This window comes from Hyphomonas sp. UBA4494, from assembly GCF_002388935.1.
Lineage (GTDB): Bacteria > Pseudomonadota > Alphaproteobacteria > Caulobacterales > Hyphomonadaceae > Hyphomonas.
On sequence record NZ_DGNK01000019.1, the window covers coordinates 21,172 to 42,885 of the forward strand.

General features: G+C 58.5%; 25 protein-coding genes. 8 read left to right on the forward strand and 17 right to left on the reverse strand.

The genetic code is table 11. From position 1 onward, the window contains the following. Nucleotides 1–91 precede the first annotated feature (91 nt). From lptD to ruvX, 7 genes are all read right to left on the reverse strand, one after another. Nucleotides 92–2,278 carry an LPS-assembly protein LptD gene (lptD, locus tag B2P82_RS07615; protein WP_206993027.1) on the reverse strand — a complete coding sequence of 729 codons (2,187 nt, stop codon included), beginning with the start codon at nucleotides 2,276–2,278 and terminating at the stop codon, nucleotides 92–94. Between the two features lie 170 nt (nucleotides 2,279–2,448). Then, a complete protein-coding gene (dprA, locus tag B2P82_RS07620) occupies nucleotides 2,449–3,555 on the reverse strand; it encodes a DNA-processing protein DprA (RefSeq protein ID WP_290496204.1) in 1,107 nt (368 codons plus the stop codon). Beyond that, on the reverse strand, nucleotides 3,552–4,172 hold the full coding sequence (gene plsY / locus B2P82_RS07625; protein WP_290496206.1) for a glycerol-3-phosphate 1-O-acyltransferase PlsY: 621 nt from the start codon (nucleotides 4,170–4,172) through the stop codon (nucleotides 3,552–3,554). Before plsY ends, dprA begins: the two co-directional genes overlap by 4 nt. A 68-nt stretch (nucleotides 4,173–4,240) precedes the next feature. Continuing rightward, complete coding sequence (locus B2P82_RS07630) at nucleotides 4,241–5,521, reverse strand: dihydroorotase (protein WP_290496208.1); 1,281 nt, start codon at nucleotides 5,519–5,521, stop codon at nucleotides 4,241–4,243. Then, nucleotides 5,518–6,465 carry an aspartate carbamoyltransferase catalytic subunit gene (locus B2P82_RS07635; protein WP_290496210.1) on the reverse strand — a complete coding sequence of 316 codons (948 nt, stop codon included), beginning with the start codon at nucleotides 6,463–6,465 and terminating at the stop codon, nucleotides 5,518–5,520. The genes B2P82_RS07630 and B2P82_RS07635 overlap by 4 nt, the downstream gene beginning before the upstream one ends. Before the next feature lie 56 nt (nucleotides 6,466–6,521). Then, on the reverse strand, nucleotides 6,522–7,121 hold the full coding sequence (locus B2P82_RS07640; protein ID WP_290496212.1) for an AEC family transporter: 600 nt from the start codon (nucleotides 7,119–7,121) through the stop codon (nucleotides 6,522–6,524). A gap of 331 nt (nucleotides 7,122–7,452) precedes the next feature. Continuing rightward, nucleotides 7,453–7,908 (reverse strand): Holliday junction resolvase RuvX, encoded by a 456-nt coding sequence (ruvX, locus tag B2P82_RS07645; RefSeq protein WP_290496214.1) that lies wholly within the window; start codon nucleotides 7,906–7,908, stop codon nucleotides 7,453–7,455. A gap of 80 nt (nucleotides 7,909–7,988) precedes the next feature. On the opposite strand from ruvX, the gene gatC reads away from it, so the two are divergent. Both gatC and B2P82_RS17050 read left to right on the forward strand, forming a co-directional pair. Further along, complete coding sequence (gatC, locus tag B2P82_RS07650; RefSeq protein WP_290479140.1) at nucleotides 7,989–8,276, forward strand: Asp-tRNA(Asn)/Glu-tRNA(Gln) amidotransferase subunit GatC; 288 nt, start codon at nucleotides 7,989–7,991, stop codon at nucleotides 8,274–8,276. A gap of 48 nt (nucleotides 8,277–8,324) precedes the next feature. Then, nucleotides 8,325–8,693 (forward strand): thiol-disulfide oxidoreductase DCC family protein, encoded by a 369-nt coding sequence (locus tag B2P82_RS17050; RefSeq protein ID WP_414652021.1) that lies wholly within the window; start codon nucleotides 8,325–8,327, stop codon nucleotides 8,691–8,693. Between the two features lie 3 nt (nucleotides 8,694–8,696). Here the strand turns inward: B2P82_RS17050 and B2P82_RS07655 are convergent, their stop codons facing one another. After that, nucleotides 8,697–9,086, reverse strand: a complete 390-nt coding sequence (locus tag B2P82_RS07655; RefSeq protein WP_290496216.1) for an SET domain-containing protein — start codon at nucleotides 9,084–9,086, stop codon at nucleotides 8,697–8,699. Between the two features lie 27 nt (nucleotides 9,087–9,113). After that, a complete protein-coding gene (locus B2P82_RS07660; RefSeq protein ID WP_290482987.1) occupies nucleotides 9,114–9,572 on the reverse strand; it encodes a DUF6491 family protein in 459 nt (152 codons plus the stop codon). 136 nt (nucleotides 9,573–9,708) lie between these two features. Between B2P82_RS07660 and gatA the strand changes: the two genes are divergently transcribed. Both gatA and B2P82_RS07670 read left to right on the forward strand, forming a co-directional pair. Beyond that, entirely contained in the window at nucleotides 9,709–11,181 is a 1,473-nt protein-coding gene (gatA, locus tag B2P82_RS07665; protein ID WP_290485382.1) for an Asp-tRNA(Asn)/Glu-tRNA(Gln) amidotransferase subunit GatA, read from the forward strand. Nucleotides 11,182–11,191: 10 nt separating this feature from the next. Then, nucleotides 11,192–11,662, forward strand: coding sequence for a hypothetical protein (locus B2P82_RS07670; protein ID WP_290482989.1), 471 nt, complete (start codon nucleotides 11,192–11,194; stop codon nucleotides 11,660–11,662). Nucleotides 11,663–11,665: 3 nt separating this feature from the next. On the opposite strand, the gene B2P82_RS07675 is transcribed toward B2P82_RS07670, so the two are convergent. Then, entirely contained in the window at nucleotides 11,666–12,049 is a 384-nt protein-coding gene (locus B2P82_RS07675) for a hypothetical protein (protein WP_290496218.1), read from the reverse strand. Nucleotides 12,050–12,202: 153 nt separating this feature from the next. Here B2P82_RS07675 and gatB point away from each other — a divergent pair, with 153 nt between their 5' ends. Beyond that, nucleotides 12,203–13,714 (forward strand): Asp-tRNA(Asn)/Glu-tRNA(Gln) amidotransferase subunit GatB, encoded by a 1,512-nt coding sequence (gene gatB, locus B2P82_RS07680; RefSeq protein WP_290496220.1) that lies wholly within the window; start codon nucleotides 12,203–12,205, stop codon nucleotides 13,712–13,714. Between the two features lie 3 nt (nucleotides 13,715–13,717). Here the strand turns inward: gatB and B2P82_RS07685 are convergent, their stop codons facing one another. The 6 genes from B2P82_RS07685 to B2P82_RS07710 all read right to left on the reverse strand — a co-directional run bounded on the left by B2P82_RS07685 (nucleotide 13,718) and on the right by B2P82_RS07710 (nucleotide 18,263). Further along, nucleotides 13,718–14,152, reverse strand: a complete 435-nt coding sequence (locus B2P82_RS07685) for an HIT family protein (RefSeq protein WP_290496222.1) — start codon at nucleotides 14,150–14,152, stop codon at nucleotides 13,718–13,720. Continuing rightward, nucleotides 14,149–14,565, reverse strand: a complete 417-nt coding sequence (locus B2P82_RS07690; protein ID WP_290496224.1) for a hypothetical protein — start codon at nucleotides 14,563–14,565, stop codon at nucleotides 14,149–14,151. Before B2P82_RS07690 ends, B2P82_RS07685 begins: the two co-directional genes overlap by 4 nt. Next, nucleotides 14,562–15,725, reverse strand: coding sequence for a GNAT family N-acetyltransferase (locus B2P82_RS07695; RefSeq protein WP_290496226.1), 1,164 nt, complete (start codon nucleotides 15,723–15,725; stop codon nucleotides 14,562–14,564). The genes B2P82_RS07690 and B2P82_RS07695 overlap by 4 nt, the downstream gene beginning before the upstream one ends. Nucleotides 15,726–15,734: 9 nt before the next feature. Beyond that, nucleotides 15,735–16,463: a glycerophosphodiester phosphodiesterase family protein gene (locus tag B2P82_RS07700; protein ID WP_290496228.1), complete on the reverse strand. Its 729-nt coding sequence runs from the start codon at nucleotides 16,461–16,463 to the stop codon at nucleotides 15,735–15,737. Further along, nucleotides 16,464–16,925 carry a RidA family protein gene (locus B2P82_RS07705; RefSeq protein ID WP_290479130.1) on the reverse strand — a complete coding sequence of 154 codons (462 nt, stop codon included), beginning with the start codon at nucleotides 16,923–16,925 and terminating at the stop codon, nucleotides 16,464–16,466. Between the two features lie 66 nt (nucleotides 16,926–16,991). Continuing rightward, nucleotides 16,992–18,263 carry a DNA polymerase IV gene (locus B2P82_RS07710; RefSeq protein WP_290496229.1) on the reverse strand — a complete coding sequence of 424 codons (1,272 nt, stop codon included), beginning with the start codon at nucleotides 18,261–18,263 and terminating at the stop codon, nucleotides 16,992–16,994. Between the two features lie 137 nt (nucleotides 18,264–18,400). Here B2P82_RS07710 and B2P82_RS07715 point away from each other — a divergent pair, with 137 nt between their 5' ends. From B2P82_RS07715 to B2P82_RS07725, 3 genes are read left to right on the forward strand one after another with little or no spacing between them, the layout of a single operon-like run. Further along, nucleotides 18,401–18,790 (forward strand): response regulator, encoded by a 390-nt coding sequence (locus tag B2P82_RS07715; RefSeq protein WP_034813323.1) that lies wholly within the window; start codon nucleotides 18,401–18,403, stop codon nucleotides 18,788–18,790. Next, on the forward strand, nucleotides 18,787–20,154 hold the full coding sequence (locus B2P82_RS07720) for a PleD family two-component system response regulator (protein ID WP_206993048.1): 1,368 nt from the start codon (nucleotides 18,787–18,789) through the stop codon (nucleotides 20,152–20,154). Before B2P82_RS07715 ends, B2P82_RS07720 begins: the two co-directional genes overlap by 4 nt. Before the next feature lie 36 nt (nucleotides 20,155–20,190). Next, the gene (locus B2P82_RS07725) at nucleotides 20,191–21,417 is read left to right on the forward strand and encodes an MFS transporter (protein WP_290496231.1); all 1,227 of its coding nucleotides are present in this window, start codon (nucleotides 20,191–20,193) and stop codon (nucleotides 21,415–21,417) included. Nucleotides 21,418–21,478: 61 nt separating this feature from the next. On the opposite strand, the gene rpmG is transcribed toward B2P82_RS07725, so the two are convergent. Next, complete coding sequence (gene rpmG / locus B2P82_RS07730) at nucleotides 21,479–21,646, reverse strand: 50S ribosomal protein L33 (protein ID WP_034789743.1); 168 nt, start codon at nucleotides 21,644–21,646, stop codon at nucleotides 21,479–21,481. Between the last annotated feature and the right edge of the window lie 68 nt (nucleotides 21,647–21,714).

Sequence of the window (21,714 nt, forward strand, 5' to 3'; positions counted from 1 at the left end):
ATCGCGCGCAACGCATCAGGGCAGTCATCCCTGAATTCTTACGGAAATTTAGGATACGACATCGGGCAATATCGCGCCTTCATACCTCGAATCAATCGAACTCGCTGGAGCCGAAGTCGCCGATGGTCTTGAGCGAGAATCGAATCTGGATGTTTTCTTCCGGTCCCAGCGTACGATCCTGCAATTCCGACCGCATATAGACCAGTTCAAACCGCGAGCACTCGTCTTCGAAGGCGATGCCGTATTCCTGCCGAGCATTCAAATTGGATTGGATATCTCTCAATTGACCGAAGAAGACCGAGTACTGGCTGGTCACCTTGATGTCGCCGCGTAGCAATACGCCTTCGTCTCCACCGCCCACGATTGCGATCCGCTCGTCAACTTTGTAGTACTGCGCAATAGCGCGGAACCGTTTGTAAGATGAAGATAATTTCGCGTCGATCCTATTCAGGCTGAACCCGTCTTCATCCAGGCGAGCTCGTGCATCCACACGTAACAATTCGCCCAGGTCTGCCGTCGTAGCGATGATCCAATCCGATGATGTCCCATCAAGATTGCTCACCGGATCAAACGCATTATCTGGTCTGGACCGCCATCGTTTACCGACCGTTGCGCTGAGGCTGGGACCGCTTTTCCAAACCGCGCGAGTAGTGATCCCTGCCGCGAGCTTTCCATCCCCTTCATAGAGATCGAAGGCACCAAAGCCGTTGGCATCGAACAGCGAGGCTTCGTCGGCCTCGTAAAGCAGGCTGTCTTCGTTCGGGATGGCGTCATCATTGACGTTGGAGAGGCCCCACGCCGCCATAACCGCCGGTTCGACCATGATATCAATGACTTTACCGGGCCGGATCATGGGATAAGCCAGCTTGCCCCCGATATTGCCAACTGCGCGGGAGACGCTTTCCTCACCGGAAACGTCTTCGTCCAAACCGTAATAATCGGCACGAACTTCGGCAAATTGCTCGAATGTGAAGCCGCCGGGCAAGATGTTGAGATCGGTCCAGTCCGCACCAACGCTGACCCGGTGACTGTCTTCCCCCAAATCCCGACTAAGGATGGCACTCGACGCGTTGACGCTGGCAAAGCCCATATTGCCAAGGTCCCAATACTTCTCGCCATAGAATACAGGTAGGGCGGTGGGCAATTCGCCATCGTCGTCATTCTCGCGCAGTCCCTGGAATTTCAACAGGGCGACGTCAGTGTAATAGTCGTCGCCCTGGCCGATGGCGAACAATTGCGTCAGGAGGCGGCGGGGCTGGCTGGCATAGAGGCCGCGCTGTTCATCTTGCCCGTCCAGATCGTATCGGCGATCATAGAGGTCATCTGTCTGATGCTCGACACCAAAGCCCCATTTCCATTGGTTGTTGATAGCAAACAGACCGCTCCCATAAACGTGACCGCGTAATTTTTCTTCTCCGAAAAGTTCGCCGTCACTGTCGAAATTCTGTTCGCTGGTAAAACTCGTATTGATGTTGATCGCGCCAGAATAGAATTTCTTGCGGTAATCTAGTTCCAGCATGGGGTTCACATTTTGAGTGACCATGGGCGAGATCGTCAGCTCGGACGAATCCGAAATGGCCCAGTAATAGGGCTGTTGGTAGAACCAGCCGAGTTTGGACGAGTTACCGGCAGAGGGAATCAAGAGACCCGACCGTCGGTCAGATGACGGATCGGGGTGAGCAAGAAACGGAAAATAAAACACGGGAATGCCGGCGACTTCGATCACGGCATCGCGATACGAGATCATCTGGCTTTCCTGGTCAAGGACAGCCCGGCGGGCGCGGACGGACCAAGTGGGTGTCTTGTCCTCTTCGCAGACCGGGCAAGCGGTATACACCACCTGGTCCAGCGCGTTCACGCCATTTGACTGCCGGATCGCAGAATTGGCAGCGACCGTTGCGCCCTGATCCAGCCGCGCTGAAAAGCCGATTGCATAGCCGTCTTCCAGGTTGGAGTTGACCTCGATTTCGTCTGCAAATTGCTGGCTGCCGGTTTCATCGATGATAATGACATTGCCACTGGCCCGGACTTTCTCGGTCGTGCGGTCGTAGACGATCTTGTCAGCGCGCAGGATGCGGCCCTGATACAGCGCCTCAACATTGCCCTCGGCAACAAGTTTGTTCTCATCTCGAACTTCGTAAACATAGTCGGCTTCGAGAACGACCCGCTCATCCTGCTCGGCTGGTTGCGGAGCGCCCGTGTTTTCCTGGGCGATGGCGTACCAAGGAAGAGAAGCTGCCAGTCCAAGTGCAGCTGCAACATGATGCCATTTTGCCAAAACGCGTACCCTTACAGCTGTTTTCGGGCGTCGAACCGAACGCGCGCCGCGTTCCGCCTACACTCATTTCCTTTTGGAGGCTTAGAGAGGAAGGCGGGAATCGTCCAGCCATGAGACCATTCCGGCTGATTTTTCATGTTTTTGCCGATGCACTGACAGCACAGCTCGGTTCAAACCGCGCGGGATGCCAGACCACCAGGAAGGGTGATTGCCTCACCAGCAATCTCCAGTTCCATCAAGGCTGCGGCGCATTGGGCCGGTGTAGCCCCGGCTGCTCTTGCGATTTCATCGAGGGGCATGGGATGGGGCGACAAGGCTTGCTGAATTCGCTCAATCAAGTCGGTTGGCAAATCACGCTCTGGCGATCCTTCGAACAACTCTCTGGGCGCGGACACGCCTGAAAAGGAAAGACTTTCCAAAACTTCCAGAACGTCGTCGGCATGACGCACGAGTGTCGCGCCTTGCCGGATCAAATGGTTTGTCCCGGCTGATCTGGGATCTAGCGGTGAGCCGGGCACCGCCATGACGTCACGGCCTTGTTCTGCCCCCATTCGGGCCGAGATGAGGGAGCCAGACCTCTCAGCGGCCTCCACAACGACAACACCACGCGACAAGCCGGTGATGATGCGGTTGCGTCGCGGAAAATCCTTTGCTGTGGCGCGATATCCGAACGGACTTTCAGATACGATGAGCCCTTGCGCCGCGATTTCGGCATAGAGTCGGTCATGCTGGGGCGGGTAGACATGGTCCACCGCACCGCCCAGCACAGCAATGGTGCCAGTGCCCAGGCTGGCGGCATGTGCCTCGCCATCTATGCCCAAGGCGAGACCGGAAACCGTAGCATACCCGGTGCCGCCAAGCGCGGAAGCCATATCGCGGGCGAGCTTTCGTCCGGCGGCGGATGCATTCCGCGCGCCGACGATGGCCACTGTGGGTTTGGCGGCCAGATCGAGTTTGCCGAGCGCTGTCAGGACGGGCGGCGGGGGATCGAGTGCCTTAAGCAAGGGCGGATAAGCGGGTTCGCAGCTTGCGATTATGTGTGCGCCATACTTCCGGGTCCGGTCCAGCTCATGCTTGATATCGGAGACATCCGGGGGGACGAGTTCACGGCCTCTGCGGCTCTTCCGGGTCAGCTCCGGTAGACCGTCCAACGCTGCGCCCGCTGATTTGAACTTGCGTATCAGCTGGAAGAAAGTGAACGGGCCGATATTCGGGGTGCGCGCGAGCCTCAACCAATCCAGGCGTTCTGCATCATTGAGCGCGCGCGCCGAACTCATGTGGTCGGGTCTACCGTTTTCTTGGAGCCGAACTTGGGCTCCTCACCCTTCAATAGGCGGCTCAGATTGGCGCGGTGAGTCCAAAACACGAAGAGCGACAACAGCGCGAGCCCGCCAATGATGAACATGTTCCGTTCGCCCAGCAGCCATGCGCCGGGCGGGACCAATGTCGCAGCGGTCAACGCGGCGAGAGAAGAAATGCGGGTAAGTGCAAACAGGCCGAGCCAAACCGGTGCGGCGATATAGAAACCGGGCAGGGACACGAATGGCAGCAGTCCCGCATAGGTCGCGACCCCCTTACCACCTTTGAATCCAAGCCATATGGGGTAGCAATGGCCGACAAAGGCGAATGCGCCGGCCACGAAGCCGACTTCCCTGCCGGCCAGCATGCCAAATGCTAGCGCCAGTAGGCCTGCCTTCAGACTATCGAGAAGCAGCGTCGCAAGCGCGAGGTCTTTGCGGCCCGTACGCAACACGTTTGTTGCTCCGATATTGCCGGAGCCAATGGATCGGATATCGCCAAGACCTGCAGCGCGGGTGATGAGCAAGCCAAACGGGATCGAACCGGCGAGATAGCCGCAAAGTGCGGCCAAGGGGAATGCCAGCTCAGCTGTCATGTCGATCTCCTCAATTCCCAATTGAAAATTCTACGAATGGAACCGGCGGTGGGCAAGGCCAGTCTGGGCTATCGCGCAAAAACCTGCACTCCACCCACGAATGTCCGCAGCACACGGCCTTGCAGGCGCCGCCCATCAAAAGGCGAATTGGTTGATCTGGAAAGAAGGTGTTCACGTTCACAGAGCCAGGGCTTGTTTGGATCAAACAGAATGACATCTGCAGGCGCCCCTTCAGCCAGTCGCCCTTCAGGCAACCCGATCATGTCCGCCGGCTTGGAGGTAATCGGCGCGAGCGCTTCAAGCAGGGTGAGCGGGCCATCATGAACAAGGCTGAGTAGTGCCGAAAGCGTGGTCTCGAGGCCTGCCGCGCCAAAGCTCGCCTCACCAAATGGCAGGCGCTTTTCTTCCGGGGGTTGCGGGTCGTGTGCGGACACCACGGAATCGATTTCGCCCGCCTTCAACGCAGCAATCATGGCCTGGCGTGTGTCCTCGTCCCTGAAGGGCGGATTGACCTTGCAATAAGTCAGGTAGTCGCCAACGTCGATCTCGTTGAAGAAAAGCGAATGTGCGGCGATGGTCGTGAAGACGTTGGCGCCCCGGGCGCGGGAATCTGCGACCAGTTCCAGCGTGCGGGGGGTGGATACTTGATCGAGGATCAGGGTGCAGCCAGTTGCTTCCGCAAGCATCAGGTCGCGCGCCGCGCCGATCCATTCAGCTTCTTTTGTAATTCCGGCGAGACCCTTGCGGGCGGCGAAGGCCCCGGCATTCATCACGCCAGAGCCCTTCAACGCGCTATCATCCGGGCGAGACATGACGATGGCACCGCGACTGGCCGCATAAGTCATCGCGCGTTTGAGAATGGAGGGATTTGAGATGGGCGCATCACCATTGGTGAACAGGACCGCGCCAGCATCCGCCATCATGCCTATCTCGGCCATGGCGTGACCTTCCAAGCCTACGGTGAGTGCGCCGGCGGCGTATATGCGGGCTTTTGCGCTGACTTTGGCACGATCTGAAATATAACGGACCAGTGCGACGTCATCCACGACTGGCTTGGTGTCCGGCATGACGACGAGACTGGTCACACCGCCCGCAACGGCGGCTCGAGATGCTGTTGCGAGCGTCTCCTTTTGCTCGTCGCCTGGCTCACCCGTTTTCACACGCAGATCAATTAGGCCCGGTGCGAGACAAAGTCCGCCTGCGTCGATGACTTCATTTGCATTGCCAACGGCGCCCGTAGCGCCTGGCGAAATTGCGGTAATGAAACCATCCTCGATCAGGATGCCGCCGATTTCATCCAGTCCGGATGCCGGATCCAGCAGGCGCGCGTTGAAGATGGACAGGCTCATGGGCGGCCTCCTGCCAGCAAATGGAGCACGGCCTCTCGCACAGCGACGCCCATTTCCACCTGTTCTGTAATCACCGAGCGCTCACCATCAGCAATGGCACTTTCGATCTCGATGCCGCGATTCATCGGGCCGGGATGCATGACAATCGCGTCGTCCTTTGCTAGCGCAAGCCGTTCCTGTGTCAGGCCGAAATAGCGGAAGTATTCGCGGCGGCTCGGCAGATACGCGCCATCCATGCGCTCGAGTTGGAGGCGCAGCATCATCACGACGTCTGCGCCTTGAAGGGCTCTGTCGAAGTCGGATGTGGCTGAGGCGGCACCCCAGGTTTCCGTGCCCGATGGCATGAGTGTTCGCGGTGCGCACAGGTGTACTTCGGCGCCCAGCAGGTGCAGCGCCATCGTGGTAGAGCGCGCGACGCGCGAATGGACAATGTCGCCGCAGATGACGACTTTGAGCCCTTCGATCCGGCCCTTGTTGCGGCGGATGGTCAGCGTGTCGAGCAGGCCCTGAGTCGGGTGTTCATGCGTGCCGTCCCCGGCATTGATCACGGCGCAATCGACCTTGCGGGAGAGCAGCTTTGCGCCGCCCGAGGCCGAGTGCCGAACCACCAGCACGTCGGGCTTCATGGCGTTCAGGGTCATTGCTGTGTCGATCAGTGTCTCACCCTTCTTCACGGAAGACTGTGCCACTGGCATCGATACGACGTCGGCGCCCAATCGGCGGGCGGCAATCTCGAAACTGCTCATCGTCCGAGTGGAATTTTCAAAGAACAGGTTCACGACTGTCTTTCCAGACAAGACCGGATCTGCCCGCTGGCCCGTCCGTGTCGCTTTGGCATAGTCGTTTGCCAGATCGAGAATATGAGTGAGATCGAGCGGGTGAAGGCCATCAATGCCCAGCAAATGCTCGTGGTCGAAGGAGTAGTGATATGCCGCCTTGCTCATGGAGGCCCTTTCGATTTTTGGCGGTTTAGGCGCGTTTCGGAGTTGGGGCAAGAGGCTCAGAGCGTGAGAAGCAGATACAGTATGGGGATCGTGACCATGGCGAGCACTGTTTCAACGGCGATCAGATTGGCCGAGAGTGCCGCATCGCCCCCCAGTTCCTTGGCGAGGATATATGAACTGGTCGCTGTCGGGGTCGCGGCGCAGATCAGTGCGATGACAAGCGGCGTACCGGTTACGCCGAGCAGGAGGCAGAAGCCTACTGCGAAGGCTGGCAGGCCCAGCAGCCTGACGAGCGACCAAGTAAGCGTGCGGGAGCCGGCGCGTTTCAGGGCGGACAGATCGACGCCCGCACCAGCAGAGAGCAGGCCGAGGGCAAGGGCCGCGTCACCCAGGATGCGGAGGCTGTCATCGAGCAGACGGGGCAGCGTGACGCTAGCGCCCGCCAGTGCCAATCCTCCAATGCACGCGATGACGATCGGATTCTTGAACAATGCCATAAACGGATTGGGCTTTGGTCCGTGCGGAGTATCCGCGTGTGCGATCAGCGCATAGACGGACAATATGTTGGCCGTCGGGATCATCACGGCGGCGGCGATGGTGACAAGCGCGAGGCCCTCCTCACCGAACAGGAGGCTGCCGATAGACAGGCCGATCATAGTGTTCCAGCGCACATTGGACTGGATGACAGAGCCGACGGCCGGGCCCGNNAATATGCCGGGCCCGGCATATTGGGCAGGAAGCGGGACAGCCATCCTATGCCACCGAGGGCAAACTGTGCGAGGATCAGCGCGGCAGCGAGTCCCCAGGGCGCTTCCTCGAATGGTGCATTGGCCAAGGTTCGAAGGATGAGCGCCGGGAAGAGCACCACATAGGACAGGCGTTCGATGGCGCGCCAGCTATCGGTCGGAATCCAATTGCGGACAGACAGGACATGTCCGAGCGTGACGATCGCGATGACGGGCAGGAGGGCGTAGAGAAACCCTGACATCAGGTTCGAGCCAGTCTTTGAAGGGCGTCATTCAGGATTACCGCAGCAGCTGAGGCATCGATTCGTTCGGCGCGTCGTTTCCTCGAAAGGTCAGCCTCGATCATCGCATTTTCGGCTTCTACTGTTGAGAGCCGTTCATCCTGAAACAGGATTGGCACATCGCGGCGTTTCATGATGTGCCAGGCCAGCGCGCGGACAGATTGTGCGCGTGGGCCTTCGGACCCGTCCATGTTAAGCGGAAGTCCCATGACAATGCCGACAGCCACTCGATCATCATAGAGGTGGAACAAGCGATCAAGGACAGGAGCCAGCTTCTTGCCGCGTGGAATGGTCTCGACCGGGCTCGCCAGCATGCGTAGGCCGTCCGCCGACGCGACACCGAGCGTCTTCGTCCCGGGATCAATGCCGATCAGCGCGCCGGTTTTCGGGAAATGGTCAGGATCAGTTATGGGCATGAATAGCCCACATAGCGCCTTGATGCCGTGTTGCCTATGGCGTATTCGGGCGGTTCATTTTCACGCGTTGGAGTTCGCTCATGTCTGTTACAAAGGATGATGTCCGCAAGGTTGCCCGCCTGTCGCGCATTGCCGTCAGCGAACAGCATGTCGGGGAACTGGTTGGGGAATTGAATGGCATCCTCAGCTGGATCGACCAGTTGAACGAGGTCGATATTGACGGCGTGGAGCCGATGACCTCCGTGGTTGAGACGACGCTGCCCATGCGTGAAGATATCGTCACAGATGGCGATATCCAGGATCAGGTTCTGGCAAACGCACCGCGCACCGAAGATGGTTTCTTCGTTGTGCCCAAGGCCGTGGAATAAGCCGCCCGCCGCAGTGCCATCGTGCCATAAGTGCTGTACAACGCGCTCATGGAACGGCTGACAGTTCTCTACAACAGTGTGTGTCCTGTCTGTCGGGAGGGAATTTGCCATTTCGAACGGCGAACCCGAACAGGTTCAGATCTTGTCGATTATGTGGATGTTTCTCAAACACCTGATCGTTTTCGCGATCAGGGCATTTCCCTCAACGACGTTCGCCTGAAACTGCATGCTGTCCTGCCGGATGGTCGCGCGGTTAAAGGATGGCCAGCGGTCGCTGAGATATGGCAGCGGACGCCCGGCTATGGATGGTTGGCCTGGCTGGGCAATCTGCCTGGGCTGAATCTGGTATCCCGCAGCCTGTATCATGTGACCGCCCATCTTCTGTGGCGCTGGAATCGGATGTCTGGCCGCTGGTAGCGATCAGATATTCTGGTCAGCGAATTCTTCGTAGTCGATCAGGATTTCTGCATCGGCAAGGATGGGGGTGCGGGCACTTAGCGTCACAGTTTGTGCAGCCGGGTCGACGGTAAAATCCGCATTGGCTTCGACACTGTGATTGCACATCGAGATCAGGCCGAATGCGACCGCGGCGCGCATTTTTCCTTGTTCATTTTCATCCACGTAGAAGACGTAATGATGGATCTGGGTGCCGCGAATGGCGGCGGTGTCATCCTGGCTGAGGACCAGGAGGGGATAGGTTGCGATCAGGTCGCCCGCTTCAAAGGAAACGGCCGCGAACAGGCCACGACCGTGAAAGGGAGATTGGCGAACCTCAACGGGTGAGGCGTATCCGGTTTTTTCCATAGGCATGATTACCACATGCCGAAGCCGCCGCCATCAGGATTCAGCGTCTTCCTCGCCAGATTCTTCTTCGGATTCTTCCGCCTTTGCCTCTGGGTCCCATGCGTAGATTCCATTCACCAGGCATCTTTGCTTGGAAAAGGGCGTGGTCTCTGCGAAATCAGAAATGGAGTCGGACACGATTAGCGCGTCATGCTTTCGCAAGCAGCTGCCGGTCGCGTCCATTCCGATCCGCATTGCATCATCCAGCGGCGTACACGCGCCAAACACTTCAATCAGGAAATGGTCGCGCCCGTCACGCACCACAACTGTGTCCCGTGTTGTTTCGCCAAAACCATCAATGGTGGATGCAAAGCAGATGCTGCTCACCTCTTCGCCCAGTCGTGGATCGTCGGCATAGCGCTCGACGCCGCGTGGTCGGTCCTCTTGTGTCTCTGAAGTGGCGCAGGCCGCCAGGATAACGGGGGCAGCAAGGCTGAGCATGAGGGTACGCATGATGGGTCTCCGTTGAATTTGGCGTTGGAACCTAGCCTGCGCCACTCTCGCGCAACTGACAAGAAGGCTCACGAAGGCTTGAACTTTTGTGCCAAGCCGTCATAGCAGGCGGGCAGATTTCTTCTCAGGATGTCCGATGACCGAACTGACCAAACTTACCCTCGCCGCAGCGCTTGATGGCTTGAAAGCCAAGGAGTTTTCTTCGCGCGAGATCACCCAGCAATTCGTCGACGCGATTGAAGGCGCGCGGACGCTGAATGCCTATGTGGTCGAAACGCCGGAAAAGGCGCTCGCCATGGCGGACGCGTCCGATGCGAGACTGGCCAAGGGCGAGGGCGGCAAGCTGGAAGGCGCCCCGCTGGGGATCAAGGATCTGTATTGCACCAAGGGTGTGCGCACGACGGCGTGCAGCAACATCCTGGGTGAGTTCACCCCAACCTATGAATCCACCGTCACCCAGAACCTCTGGGATGAAGGCGCAGTCATGCTGGGCAAGCTCAACATGGACGAATTCGCCATGGGTTCCTCCAACGAGACCTCGCGGTTTGGAAACGTGATCAACCCGTGGCGCCGCAAGGGCGACAATCAAGGCCTGACACCCGGCGGCTCGTCAGGTGGGTCGGCAGCATCCGTTGCAGCAGACCTTTGTCTCGCGGCGACAGCTTCCGACACGGGCGGGTCTATCCGCCAGCCAGCCGCCTTCACAGGTACGGTCGGCATCAAGCCAACCTATGGCCGCGCCAGCCGCTATGGCATGGTCGCGTTTGCCTCTTCGCTCGATCAAGCTGGCCCGATCTCCAAGACGGTCGAGGATAGCGCCATCCTGCTGGAAGCCATGTGCAGTCACGACCCCAAGGATTCGACCTCATTGAGCGTCGAAACGCCAGACTGGCGCAGCGATGTGTCCAAGGGCGTAAAGGGCATGCGGATCGGTATTCCGAAAGAATACCGGATGGAGGGCATGTCCGACGAGATCGACAAGCTCTGGGGGCAAGGCATTGCCTGGCTGAAAGCTGCAGGCGCCGAAATCGTCGATATCAGTCTGCCGCACACGAAGTATGCGCTGCCAGCCTATTATATCGTTGCGCCTGCTGAGGCATCGTCAAACCTCGCTCGATATGATGGTATGCGTTATGGCGCGCGCGTAGCCGGGGAGAACCTGACCGCGACCTATGAAGACACGCGGGCTGGCGGTTTTGGAGCTGAAGTCCAGCGCCGCCTGATGATTGGCACTTATGTTCTTTCGTCCGGCTATTACGATGCCTATTACCTGCGTGCCCAGAAAGTTCGCACCAAGATCCTCAATGATTTTATTGAGGCGTTCGAGAGCTGTGATGCCGTACTGACGCCGACCTGTCCGAGCCCGGCCTTTGCATTTGGCGAGAAAAGCGGCGATCCGGTCGAGATGTATCTCAATGACGTGTTCACGGTGACGGCCAACCTTGCCGGCCTGCCGGGCATCTCCGTGCCCGCTGGCCTGTCCTCAAGCGGCCTGCCCCTCGGTCTACAGGTAATCGGCAAGGCGCTCGACGAGACGGCCTGTTTCCGCGTCGGCGGCGAACTGGAACGCGCAGCAGGTTTCGTGGCCAAGGCGGAGAAGTGGTGGTAGGTTCGGGGGCATGAACATCACCCGTTTCCTCCTTCTCTTTGCTGTCCTGCTTGTCTTCTGCCTCGCCCTGATGGCGGCGATGATGGCGCAATATGGCTACAGCCTGTTTGCCCCGGAAATGCGGTCCATGCTGCTCGTGGCATTCCTCGTGGCTGGCTACGTCTCGTTTCGAATTTCCCGAATCATCGCACGCAGAAAGCGGCGACTAGAGGACCACCCCCAGCCGGGCGGTGCCGGAAAGTCAAAGCTGTCCGGCCTGTTTGGCGGCAAGAGCGCGGCGCAGACGGCGCGCGAAGCACGGGTTGCCGCACGGCGCAAGAAACTGGTCGAGGAAGGTAAGCTGGAAGACACCCCAGAACCTGAACCAGCGGCCGAAAGCGAAGGTCCTGTCCGTGTTGCCCAATCGGCCCCCATCAAGGACCGCATGGCCGCGCGTGCCGAGCGGGTGCGGCGGGCAAAAGAGTCAGGCAAGCTTGATTAGGCCTCAAGCCTTGGATGGCTTGAGTGCTCCGCCGGACTTGCTGTTTGGCCGAATGACAACTTGGTCAAATTCTACTTCTTCCGGCGCGTTACCGCCGGGACCTGGTTTGTCGTCATCATCCTCATCAGAATCCCGCTGTGTGACCCGCGACAAGTAGATGCCAACCCCGATCAGGCCGCCTACGGGGCCGCATTGCAGCATCATCGCGAAAATCCATAACAGGGGCATGTCGAGGTCCATATCCTGGAGATATAGCAACATGCCGCCCAGCAGGATGGAGCCCACAGCCACGCCGCCGGCGAATCCCAAGACAAGATGTTTGAGAAAGCCGCGAACCACCGGCTTTTCATCCTCGCCCGAGGCATCCATCATCATCTTGAAAATCATTCCGGCACTCCCTTTTTCCTCCACGAGCGGAATTATTCGCCCATATCCCGAAAATTGGAAGGGTTGGCGCCTATCGAATGGTATTGACGGCTCGACAGTGCGCCGCTCCGACGGCTAGAACAGCGCCAAATCATACTGCCAGCAGGGAACACTATGTCCGCGCGCACACCATATGTCATCAAGGGCGAAACCGGCGATTGGGAGCTGGTCATGGGCCTCGAAGTCCATGCTCAGGTCTCGTCCAACGCGAAGCTGTTTTCTGGCGCGTCCACGGCGTTTGGTGCGGACCCCAACTGCAATGTATCGCTGGTCGATGCCGCAATGCCCGGCATGCTGCCCGTGATCAACAAGTATTGCGTCGAGCAGGCTATCCGTACCGGCCTCGGCCTGAAGGCGCAGATCAACACCTATTCCCGCTTCGACCGGAAGAATTATTTCTATCCCGACCTGCCGCAGGGCTATCAGATCAGCCAATTCGCGCACCCGATTGTCGGTGAAGGCGAAATCGAGGTGGATGTCGAGCCCGCGCATGGCGGCGATGCCTATGCTTTCCCGTGCCGCATTGAGCGGCTCCATCTGGAACAGGATGCTGGCAAGTCAATTCACGACATGGACCCGAGCTCGACCTATGTGGACCTTAACCGGTCCGGCGTCGCGCTGATGGAAATCGTGTCCATGCCGGACATCCGCACACCTGCCGAAGCGGCCGCCTATGTGAAGAAGCTGCGCGCCATCGTGATTGCGCTCGGCACCTGTGATGGCGACATGGAGAAGGGCAATCTCCGCGCCGACGTGAACGTATCGGTCTGCCGTCCGGGCCAGTATGAGAAATTCCGCGAGACCGGCGATTTCAGCCATCTCGGCACGCGCTGTGAACTCAAGAACATGAACTCGTTCCGCTTCATCCAGCAGGCCATTGAGTATGAAGCGCGCCGCCAGATCGAGATCCTTGAGGATGGCGGCTCCATCGACCAGGAAACGCGCCTGTTCGATCCGGTGAAGGTCGAGACGCGCTCCATGCGTTCCAAGGAAGACGCGCATGATTACCGCTATTTCCCGGACCCGGATCTGTTGCCGCTGGAAGTCGAGCAGGCCTGGATCGAGGAAATCCGTGCGACCCTGCCGGAACTGCCAGACGAGAAGCGCGCCCGCTTTGAAACCGATTATGGGCTGTCACGCTATGATGCGGGTGTCCTCAGCGCCGACGCCGAAAAAGCTAGCTTCTTCGAGGACGTTGCCAAAGGCCGCGATCCGAAACTTGCGGCGAACTGGGTGACGCAGGAATTGTTCGGCTATCTCAACAAGCAGGACATTGAGCTGGCCGACAGCCCCGTATCTGCCTCCAGCCTCGGCGGCCTGATCGAACTGATCGCCAATGACACGATCAGTGGAAAGATCGCGAAGGACGTCTTTGCCCGGATGATCGAAGGCGAAGGCGAAGCTTCTGACATTGTCGAAAAGCACGGCCTGAAACAGGTAACCGATACCGGCGCGATCGAGAAGATCGTCGACGACATCATGGCTGCCAATCCGGACCAGGTCGCGCAGATCAAGGAAAAGCCCAAGACGATGGGCTGGTTCGTGGGCCAGGTGATGAAGGCTTCCGGTGGCAAGGCCAATCCGAAAGCCGTCAACGATATCCTGAAAGCGAAGCTGGGGCTCTAACCCCTAGAGCTTGGTCTTGATGCGATCGGCCAGCACGCCGAGTTTAGCTGTATCTGCCATTTCGCCCGAGCCATGCCGCCCGAGCGCCACATCCTTCCAGCGCGGAATGATGTGAAAGTGCAAATGGTAGACAGTTTGTCCGGCGGGGGCGCCATTGAACTGGGTCACGACCAAGCCATCGGGCGTCAAGGCAGCTTCGACAGCCTGCGCCACTTTCTGCACAGCCTCCATATAGGGGCCGAGCTTGTCGGCCGGCATGTCGAGCAGGTTGCGCGCTTGCACGCCCTTCGGCACGACGAGCGTGTGACCTTCGCTCTGGGGAAACACGTCCATGAAAGCGAGTGCAGCGTCATCCTCATAGACTTTGACGGCGGGCATTTCACCGCGCAGGATCTTGGCGAAGATATTGTCGGGATCGTAGGCAGCGTGAAGAGTCATGACGAGGACGAACTTTCTAGTTTGTGTGGGGAGGGATGCCGTAGTTTCAGATATGTGGCTCTCAGGAAGCGCCACAGGACAAATAACGAGAGCCAGTCTAGCATGAACAAGGCGGCCACAGCCCAGGCGCGCCAATATTTTCTCCGTACCGGATCCGGGGCTTCCCCCGTCGCTTCTACGAGACGGTCCTCCGCGGTTTCGACCATTTCCCGGAGATATGCCTTCGCGTCTTCCAGTTGCGATGCTGGAAGCCGGACAGGGATTCCCCCAAGGGCCGGAACCAACAGCCAGTTCACGGTCGCATGATTGTAGTTGTCGATAGAGGCGTCGAACTCTGCATACTGCAACGCTGCACAGACGATGAGGGCCTCTTCGACCCGGCGATAGTTCCTGAGGACGGCAGACTCGCTCATTCGCGCTTTTTAAAGGGTGTTCGTTCGGCGAGATAGTCCATGTCGGATTCTACCGCCTCGCGTTCGCGTTCAAGATAGTCGGCGATGGCGTGGCGCAGGCCGGGATGGGCTATCCAGTGGGTGGAATAGGTGGTGACAGGCGTATAGCCACGGGCCAGCTTGTGGCCGCCCTGCGCGCCGGCTTCGACAAAAGTGAGGTCATGTTGGATGGCGTAGTCGATGGCCTGATAGTAGCAGGTCTCGAAGTGCAGCATTGATCTGTGCTCGGTACACCCCCAGTAGCGGCCATAGAGTGTGTCGGAGCCGATTAGATTCATGGCACCGGCAATCGGCGCTCCGTCTGACATGGCGAAGATAAAGAGGAGATCGTCGGCCATCCGTTCTCGCAAGAGTGAGAAAGTGTCTCGGGTCAGATAGGGCGAGCCCCATTTGCGCGTGCCCGTGTCCATGTAGAATATGTAGAACGCATCGAGATGAGCTTCGGTAATGTCGTCGCCCCGCAGGTGGACAAAGTCCAATCCTTCCTGCGCCTTTGCGCGTTCCTTCCGAAGATTCTTTCGCTTGGACGAGGAGAGGTCGGCAAGGAAATCATCGAACGAGCCATAGTCGCGGTTCTGCCAGTGAAATTGCTGGTCGGTGCGCAACAGCAGGCCCGTCTCCGACAGCATTGTGGCTTCTGCCGGTGAAGCGAAATTGATGTGCAATGAAGATAGCTCGTTCTGCTCGGCCAGTTGGATCGCGCCGGACAGGAGCGCCGTCTGCAGGCGTATTTCATCGGGGCCCGGACGCACAAGCAGGCGACGACCGGTTACCGGCGTGAAGGGCACGGCCCCAAGCAGTTTGGGATAATAGGCTCCGCCTGCGCGCTCATAGGCGTCGGCCCAGGATTGGTCGAAGACGAATTCGCCGCGTGAGTGGGTTTTGCCATAGAGCGGCATCGCAGCCTTGAGTCGGCCAGTTGCGTCGCGGATCAATACATGACGCGGCATCCAGCCCGTATTTGGAGTGGCCGCGCCAGACGTTTCCATCGCGTCCAGGAATTCCCATTTCAGAAAGGGATCGAAGCGCACGCCGGCTGGATTGGCGACCGCGTTCCATTCCTCCGGATCGACCTCCGCCATGGCTGAGGCAAAACTCAATTTCAGCGCGGTGTCATCCATGCTCTGAATCTAGGGCAAGGCGTAGGCCGAGACCAGTCCCGGAGCGAGATGTTCGAAGATGATGGCCACATTTTCATGAACGGCCAGCCGAACCTCATCCAGCGTCCGTACCGTCCAGCACACAATCGGGAGGTCTTCCGGTACGCGTTTGCGGATGCCATCGACGTCCGCGATGTTGACGGCAATGTAGTCAATGCCGTCTGACAATGCGCGTTGAAGAATTGTTTCGAACTCGGATGTGCCAATCTTGTGGGACGGTCCAATGAGCTGACCGCGCATCACGTCCGATGGGAGGGCCCGTACCGCCTCTTCCGAAAAGCTCATCGCCGCTGCGCGTCCTGCATAGTTCTGAAGCAACGCACCGGTTCGGCGGCCGAGATCTGCCGGGTCCGTGCGTCCGTCCAGCTTCATTTCTGTCAGCAGGGGCAGCTTGTGTGGCCAACTTGCAAGCAGGCGTTCGAAGGTCAGCAAGCCATGGATTCCGGCGATCATTATGTCCTGCAGGTCGTCCGACGTAAGATCCTCTACACGGTCAGGGCGCCCGGCAAGGCGGTCCAGTGTGTCATCATGGAAAACGACAAGGTTTCCATCCAAATCGGGGCGGATATCGAACTCCATGCCGAGCCCGTACTGTGCCGCCGCATCAAAGGCCGCCATCGTATTCTCAGGTGTTTTGCGTCCGGACCACAAGCCTCTATGTGCGTAGGCGAAGTCCGTGAGCGTGAATGCCTGTGCCATCTAGTCGGCAATCTCGAAGATGCCATCGACTTCCACGGCGACGCCCAGAGGCAGTTCGGGGCATGACACAGCCGATCGGGCATGACGGCCGGCCTCGCCGAATACGTCGACCATAAGATCTGAACATCCATTGATGACTTGCGGGATGTCAGTGAAGCCGGGCGCGACGTTCACAAAGCCGCCGAGTTTTACCACGCGCTTGATACGGGACAGGTCGCCAATGGCAGCTTTGCACTGGGCGATCAGGTTGATCCCACAGAAGCGGGCGGCCTGCTGACCTGCGGAGAGTTCCATGTTCTCGCCGAGGCGTCCCTTGATGAGGCCGTCAGCGGACGCGCTGACCTGACCGGACACGAACAGCATGTTGCCGCTGATGACATAGGGGACATATGTGGCGACCGGTTTCATGGGTTCCGGCAGTTCGATGCCGAGTTCATCAAGACGGGTTTCGGGGGTCGACATGGCGCGCTCCTTGAAAATGGTGTTGCGTTTTCACTAGACCGCCAAGGGGCGGGGCGCAAACGCCGTTCACCGGGGCGCGTTCTTCACCCGCGCTGACCGGCCCGTGATCACGGCTTCGGCGCCGAATTTCTGCCGGGCCAGGTCCGACGCGCGCTCTGCCGCCGCGCGCTTCGCGACGAGAGGGTCGAGCAGGTCGACAGCGTCCGAGCGATGCTCTGACAGGTCGGAAATACCAACTCCGATGAGACGAAAGCGTGTCCGGCCATTGGTTTCCTTGGCCAGCAACACTTTGGCATTCCGAAACAGGGTCTGGGCCAGCTGGGTGGGCTCTGACAGGGACATGCGCCGCGTAAGGGTCCGGAACTCAGCGGTCTTGAGTTTGAGCGTGATGACATTGCCGACAAGGCCCGTGGCCTTGGCACGGTCTGCCGTTTTTACGCAGAGGCGCCAGAGCTGGTCTTCCAACCAGGCCGGGTCTGACATGTCGTCATTGAACGTGGTCTCGGAACCGACCGACTTGCGCTCCTCATCATTCCGGACCGGCCGGTTGTCGATGCCATGCGCCCGATTCTTCAGCCACATTCCGGTCTCGCCATAGCGCCCGATCAACTGCTTCAACTCCGTTCTTTGGAGGTCTTCGATCGTATCGTACCCATCCCGGGTCAGTTTCTGGGCCAGTTTCGGGCCCACGCCATGAATGATTCCAATGGGTCTCGGAGCGAGTAAGGCTTCGGCTTCGTCTGCGCCGATGACAGCAAATCCTCTCGGCTTGTCCAGTTCGCTTGCGGTCTTGGCCAGGAATTTGTTGGTCGACAGGCCTATCGAGACAGTGATCCCGATATCGCGCTCAATCTCTACGGCAAGCCGGGCGAGGGACACGGCCGGCGGCGCCTTGTGAAGGGTGCCCGTGCCGCTGAGGTCCAGATAGGCCTCATCGACCGAGACGGGCTGAATCATGGGCGTCAGCGCCTGCATCTTTTCGCGCATCTGGTGGGCGGCGAGCCGGTACTTTTCGCCATTCGGCTTGATCACGACGGCGTCCGGGCAGGCCTTGAGCGCCTTGAACATCGGCATGGCCGAGCGGACGCCATAGAGACGGGCGATGTAACAACACGTAGATACGACTCCCCTTTTTCCGCCGCCCACAATGACTGGTCGGTCTTTCAGGGAGGGATCGTCGCGTTTTTCGATGGCTGCAAAGAAGGCGTCGCAATCGAGATGAGCGATGGCCAGCGTTGTGATGTGTTTATTGCGGATTACACGATGCCGCCCGCAGCGAGGGCAGGCAGCGCTGTCGTCGTCTGAAAGGTGAAAACAGTCTCTGCAGAGCGTGTACATGGCCCCGTGTTCATGCCATGTTCCGACGCCCGCGGCAATCAATGGGACGCAAACACGTAAACCAGTGTTAACGATTTCGGGTGTAGCTGGCAAAAGAGCTCTTAGAATCGTCCCGAATCAGAGGCACCAACTCAATCATGACGAAGTCGCACACCAGGAAAGTTCTGGTTGTTGAGGATAACGAACTCAACATGCGCCTTTTCTGTGACTTGTTGGATGCTTTCGGTTTTGAAACCTTCCAATGTCGCGATGGTGCCAAGGCTGTCGAGATTGCACGCCAGGAACTGCCGGACCTCATCATCATGGATATCCAGCTGCCGGAAGTTTCAGGTCTCGACATCACGCGATGGCTCAAGGACGATGACAAGGTCGCGCACATTCCGGTTCTGGCCGTCACGGCATTTGCCATGCGCGCGGATGAGCAGCGGGTTCGTGAAGCTGGCTGTGAGGGGTACCTTTCCAAGCCCATCCAGATTGCAACCTTCATCAAGGCGGTTGAGGCATTGATGCCCAAGGAGGCAGCGTGACAGCACGCGTCCTCGTCGTAGATGACATCGAAGCGAACCGACGCCTCCTGCAAGCCAAGCTGGAGGCTCAATATTATACAGTCATGCTGGCTGAAAACGGGATCGAGGCGCTCAGCATGGTGGAGCGTAGCGAGCCTGACATTATCCTTCTGGACGTGATGATGCCCGGTATGGACGGGTATGAAGTTTGCCGCCGCCTGAAGGAAAACCCTGCCACTGCGCATATACCCGTCGTTATGGTTACGGCCCTGAATGATGCCGAGGATCGCGTCCGGGGCCTGGACGTCGGGGCGGAAGACTTCCTGACCAAGCCGGTTGATGACTTTGCCTTGATGGCGCGTATGGGGGCCATCACCCGATACAATGCTGTTGCGTCAGAGCTTCGCCAACGTCAGGCCAGCGGCCTGCGAGCGGGCATTGATGGCGACGAAAGTCTCAATGTCAAAGACCAGCCAGCACGCCTCTTCGTGGTGGATGACAATCCCAGATCATCGTCGCGCGTCGCTGAAACCCTGCGGTCTGGTGGTCATACGGCCATTACACTGCTGGAGGCGGGCGGCATGAAAGGGTTGAATGAGCTTGGCGTGGATATTCTCGTCCTGTCTATGCTCAGTGATCGTTATGACGCCCTGAAACTCTGTGCGCACTTCAAGATGAATGAAGCGACACGCGCGATTTCAATTCTGTTGATTTGCGATCCGGATGATCGGCCGAGGGCTGGAAAAGGTCTTGATCTGGGTGCAAGCGATGTCATTTTTGCACCCGTCGACAAGCAGGAATTGCTGGCTCGTGTCCGGACGCAGGCACGGCGAACCCGCTATATCGAGGCATTGAGAGACCGCGTGGATCGTGGTCTTGAATTGTCGGTCATCGATCAGCTCACCGGCCTCTACAATCGTCGGTACATGAACAACCAATTGGAACAATTGATCCAGCGCTCCCAGATGGGCGGACGACCCGTATCGGTGGTTATGGCCGACATCGACCATTTCAAAGCAGTGAACGATACATATGGCCATGATGTCGGAGATGAAGTCCTGCAGGAAGTGGCCAAGCGCCTGAAGGTCAATAGCCGCGTCATGGATGTGGTCTGTCGCCCGGGTGGCGAAGAATTCATGGTCATTATGCCAGATACGCCGGGTGATCTCGCTTGCGCAGCAGCCGAGCGAATCCGCCGATCTGTCGCGGCTGAGCCATTCATTGTGAATAGTGGTGCGCGCGAAATTTCCATTACGCTCAGCGCTGGCGTTTCCACCATTAACGGCGCTCATGATACGATTGCTGATCTGACCAAGCGCGCGGATACGGCGCTCTATCAAGCCAAGTCTGCTGGCCGGAACAGAGTCGAAAGTCTTGCTGCCTGATTGACTTGAGCCGCCGCCCGTCGCAAGGCGCTGCTCATGAATGACCGGTTCTCGGCGTTTCGCCATTCTTCCTATCGCAGATACTTCCTGTCTCGCTTCATGACATCGCTTGCGGCGCAGGTCGTTTCTGTCGCCGTGGCGTGGCAGATGTATGATGTTACCCAGAACGCGGCCCTTCTCGGTTGGATCGGCCTTGTCCAGTTCCTGCCAGCCCTGTTGTTGGTCGTGGTGACAGGTGTCGCATCGGACCGGCTCGGTCGCCGGAATGTCATGGGAGCCTCAGTCAGCGTCGAACTGGTATGCGCCGGGGTGATTTTGGCGCTCGCGCTGACGGGACGATTTGATCCTTTGATCGTTCTCGCAACCCTCACTGTCTTTGGCGTCGCACGCGCATTCTATACGCCTGCTTCGTCGAGTCTTGCGGTCAATTTGGTACCGCGTGAAGACTTCGCCAATGCTGTGGGCTGGCTTGCATCGTCCTGGCAGGCGGCGTCGATCCTCGGGCCGGTGGCAGGTGGCTTGCTATATGGTGTCGGGGCGGGGTTTGCGTATGGAACGGCTGTCAGCCTGTTTGCCATATCGGCCATCCTGATTTTCTCGATCCCGAAGCCTCCCCAGCGTATCGAGCGCGAGCCAACGACACTCAGCGTGCTGTTGGGCGGGTTCAAATATGTGTTCAATCAGAAAGTTGTGCTGGGCGCGATCTCTCTGGATTTGTTCGCTGTGTTGCTGGGCGGCGCCGTGGCGTTGCTGCCGATCTATGCGCGGGACATATTGGAAATTGGTGAAGAGGGGCTTGGCTTGTTGCGCGCGGCGCCCGGCATTGGCGCACTCATCATGCTGGCGATCATCACGGCGTTTCCGATCAAGGATCATGCCGGCCTGATACTATTCGTGTCGGTCGCGCTCTTCGGGATTTCCACCGTCGTGTTCGGGTATTCGAATGTCGTCTGGCTATCCATCGTCGCGCTGATCTTCGTTGGAGCCTTCGACATGGTGTCGGTCTATATCCGCGAAGTTCTCCTGCAGCTCTGGACACCTGACCAAGTGCGCGGGCGGGTCAATGCCGTGAACTCGATTTTCCTGGGCGCGTCCAATGAACTGGGCGAGGCGCGGGCCGGATTCATGGCCGCCAAATGGGGCGCCGTCTTCACGGTCGTAGCAGGCGGCTATGCGGCCGTCGGCGTGGCTGCGGCTTGGTCAGTCCTGTTCCCCGGTATCCGCAAGACACGAGACCTGCATCATGGCGTGCCGGAAGAATAGGCAACAAAAAACCCGCTCTTGTGGAGCGGGCTTTTCGAACAATGCATGAAAAACAAGGATCTTACTTGATCTTGCCTTCCTTGAATTCGACGTGCTTCTTCGCAACCGGGTCGTACTTACGCTTGACCATTTTTTCAGTCATGTTGCGTGGGTTTTTCTTCGTCACGTAGAAGAAACCGGTGTCGGCCGTCGAATTGAGGCGGATCTTGATGGTGGCTGGTTTGGCCATGACGAATGCTCGCTTGTGTTAGCGTCTGAAACTGGAAAGCGGCTTAATGGCGATGTGCGCGTCGGAAG

Coding starts and splice junctions, on each gene's coding strand:
- dprA (WP_290496204.1), bottom strand. CDS start 3,555: ATGAGTTCGGCGCGCGCGCTCAATGATGCAGAACGCCTGGATTGGTTG.
- plsY (WP_290496206.1), bottom strand. CDS start 4,172: ATGACAGCTGAGCTGGCATTCCCCTTGGCCGCACTTTGCGGCTATCTC.
- B2P82_RS07630 (WP_290496208.1), bottom strand. CDS start 5,521: ATGAGCCTGTCCATCTTCAACGCGCGCCTGCTGGATCCGGCATCCGGA.
- B2P82_RS07635 (WP_290496210.1), bottom strand. CDS start 6,465: ATGAGCAAGGCGGCATATCACTACTCCTTCGACCACGAGCATTTGCTG.
- B2P82_RS07640 (WP_290496212.1), bottom strand. CDS start 7,121: ATGATCGGCCTGTCTATCGGCAGCCTCCTGTTCGGTGAGGAGGGCCTC.
- ruvX (WP_290496214.1), bottom strand. CDS start 7,908: ATGCCCATAACTGATCCTGACCATTTCCCGAAAACCGGCGCGCTGATC.
- gatC (WP_290479140.1), top strand. CDS start 7,989: ATGTCTGTTACAAAGGATGATGTCCGCAAGGTTGCCCGCCTGTCGCGC.
- B2P82_RS17050 (WP_414652021.1), top strand. CDS start 8,325: ATGGAACGGCTGACAGTTCTCTACAACAGTGTGTGTCCTGTCTGTCGG.
- B2P82_RS07655 (WP_290496216.1), bottom strand. CDS start 9,086: ATGCCTATGGAAAAAACCGGATACGCCTCACCCGTTGAGGTTCGCCAA.
- B2P82_RS07660 (WP_290482987.1), bottom strand. CDS start 9,572: ATGCGTACCCTCATGCTCAGCCTTGCTGCCCCCGTTATCCTGGCGGCC.
- gatA (WP_290485382.1), top strand. CDS start 9,709: ATGACCGAACTGACCAAACTTACCCTCGCCGCAGCGCTTGATGGCTTG.
- B2P82_RS07670 (WP_290482989.1), top strand. CDS start 11,192: ATGAACATCACCCGTTTCCTCCTTCTCTTTGCTGTCCTGCTTGTCTTC.
- B2P82_RS07675 (WP_290496218.1), bottom strand. CDS start 12,049: ATGATTTTCAAGATGATGATGGATGCCTCGGGCGAGGATGAAAAGCCG.
- gatB (WP_290496220.1), top strand. CDS start 12,203: ATGTCCGCGCGCACACCATATGTCATCAAGGGCGAAACCGGCGATTGG.
- B2P82_RS07685 (WP_290496222.1), bottom strand. CDS start 14,152: ATGACTCTTCACGCTGCCTACGATCCCGACAATATCTTCGCCAAGATC.
- B2P82_RS07690 (WP_290496224.1), bottom strand. CDS start 14,565: ATGAGCGAGTCTGCCGTCCTCAGGAACTATCGCCGGGTCGAAGAGGCC.
- B2P82_RS07695 (WP_290496226.1), bottom strand. CDS start 15,725: ATGGATGACACCGCGCTGAAATTGAGTTTTGCCTCAGCCATGGCGGAG.
- B2P82_RS07700 (WP_290496228.1), bottom strand. CDS start 16,463: ATGGCACAGGCATTCACGCTCACGGACTTCGCCTACGCACATAGAGGC.
- B2P82_RS07705 (WP_290479130.1), bottom strand. CDS start 16,925: ATGTCGACCCCCGAAACCCGTCTTGATGAACTCGGCATCGAACTGCCG.
- B2P82_RS07710 (WP_290496229.1), bottom strand. CDS start 18,263: ATGTACACGCTCTGCAGAGACTGTTTTCACCTTTCAGACGACGACAGC.
- B2P82_RS07715 (WP_034813323.1), top strand. CDS start 18,401: ATGACGAAGTCGCACACCAGGAAAGTTCTGGTTGTTGAGGATAACGAA.
- B2P82_RS07725 (WP_290496231.1), top strand. CDS start 20,191: ATGAATGACCGGTTCTCGGCGTTTCGCCATTCTTCCTATCGCAGATAC.
- rpmG (WP_034789743.1), bottom strand. CDS start 21,646: ATGGCCAAACCAGCCACCATCAAGATCCGCCTCAATTCGACGGCCGAC.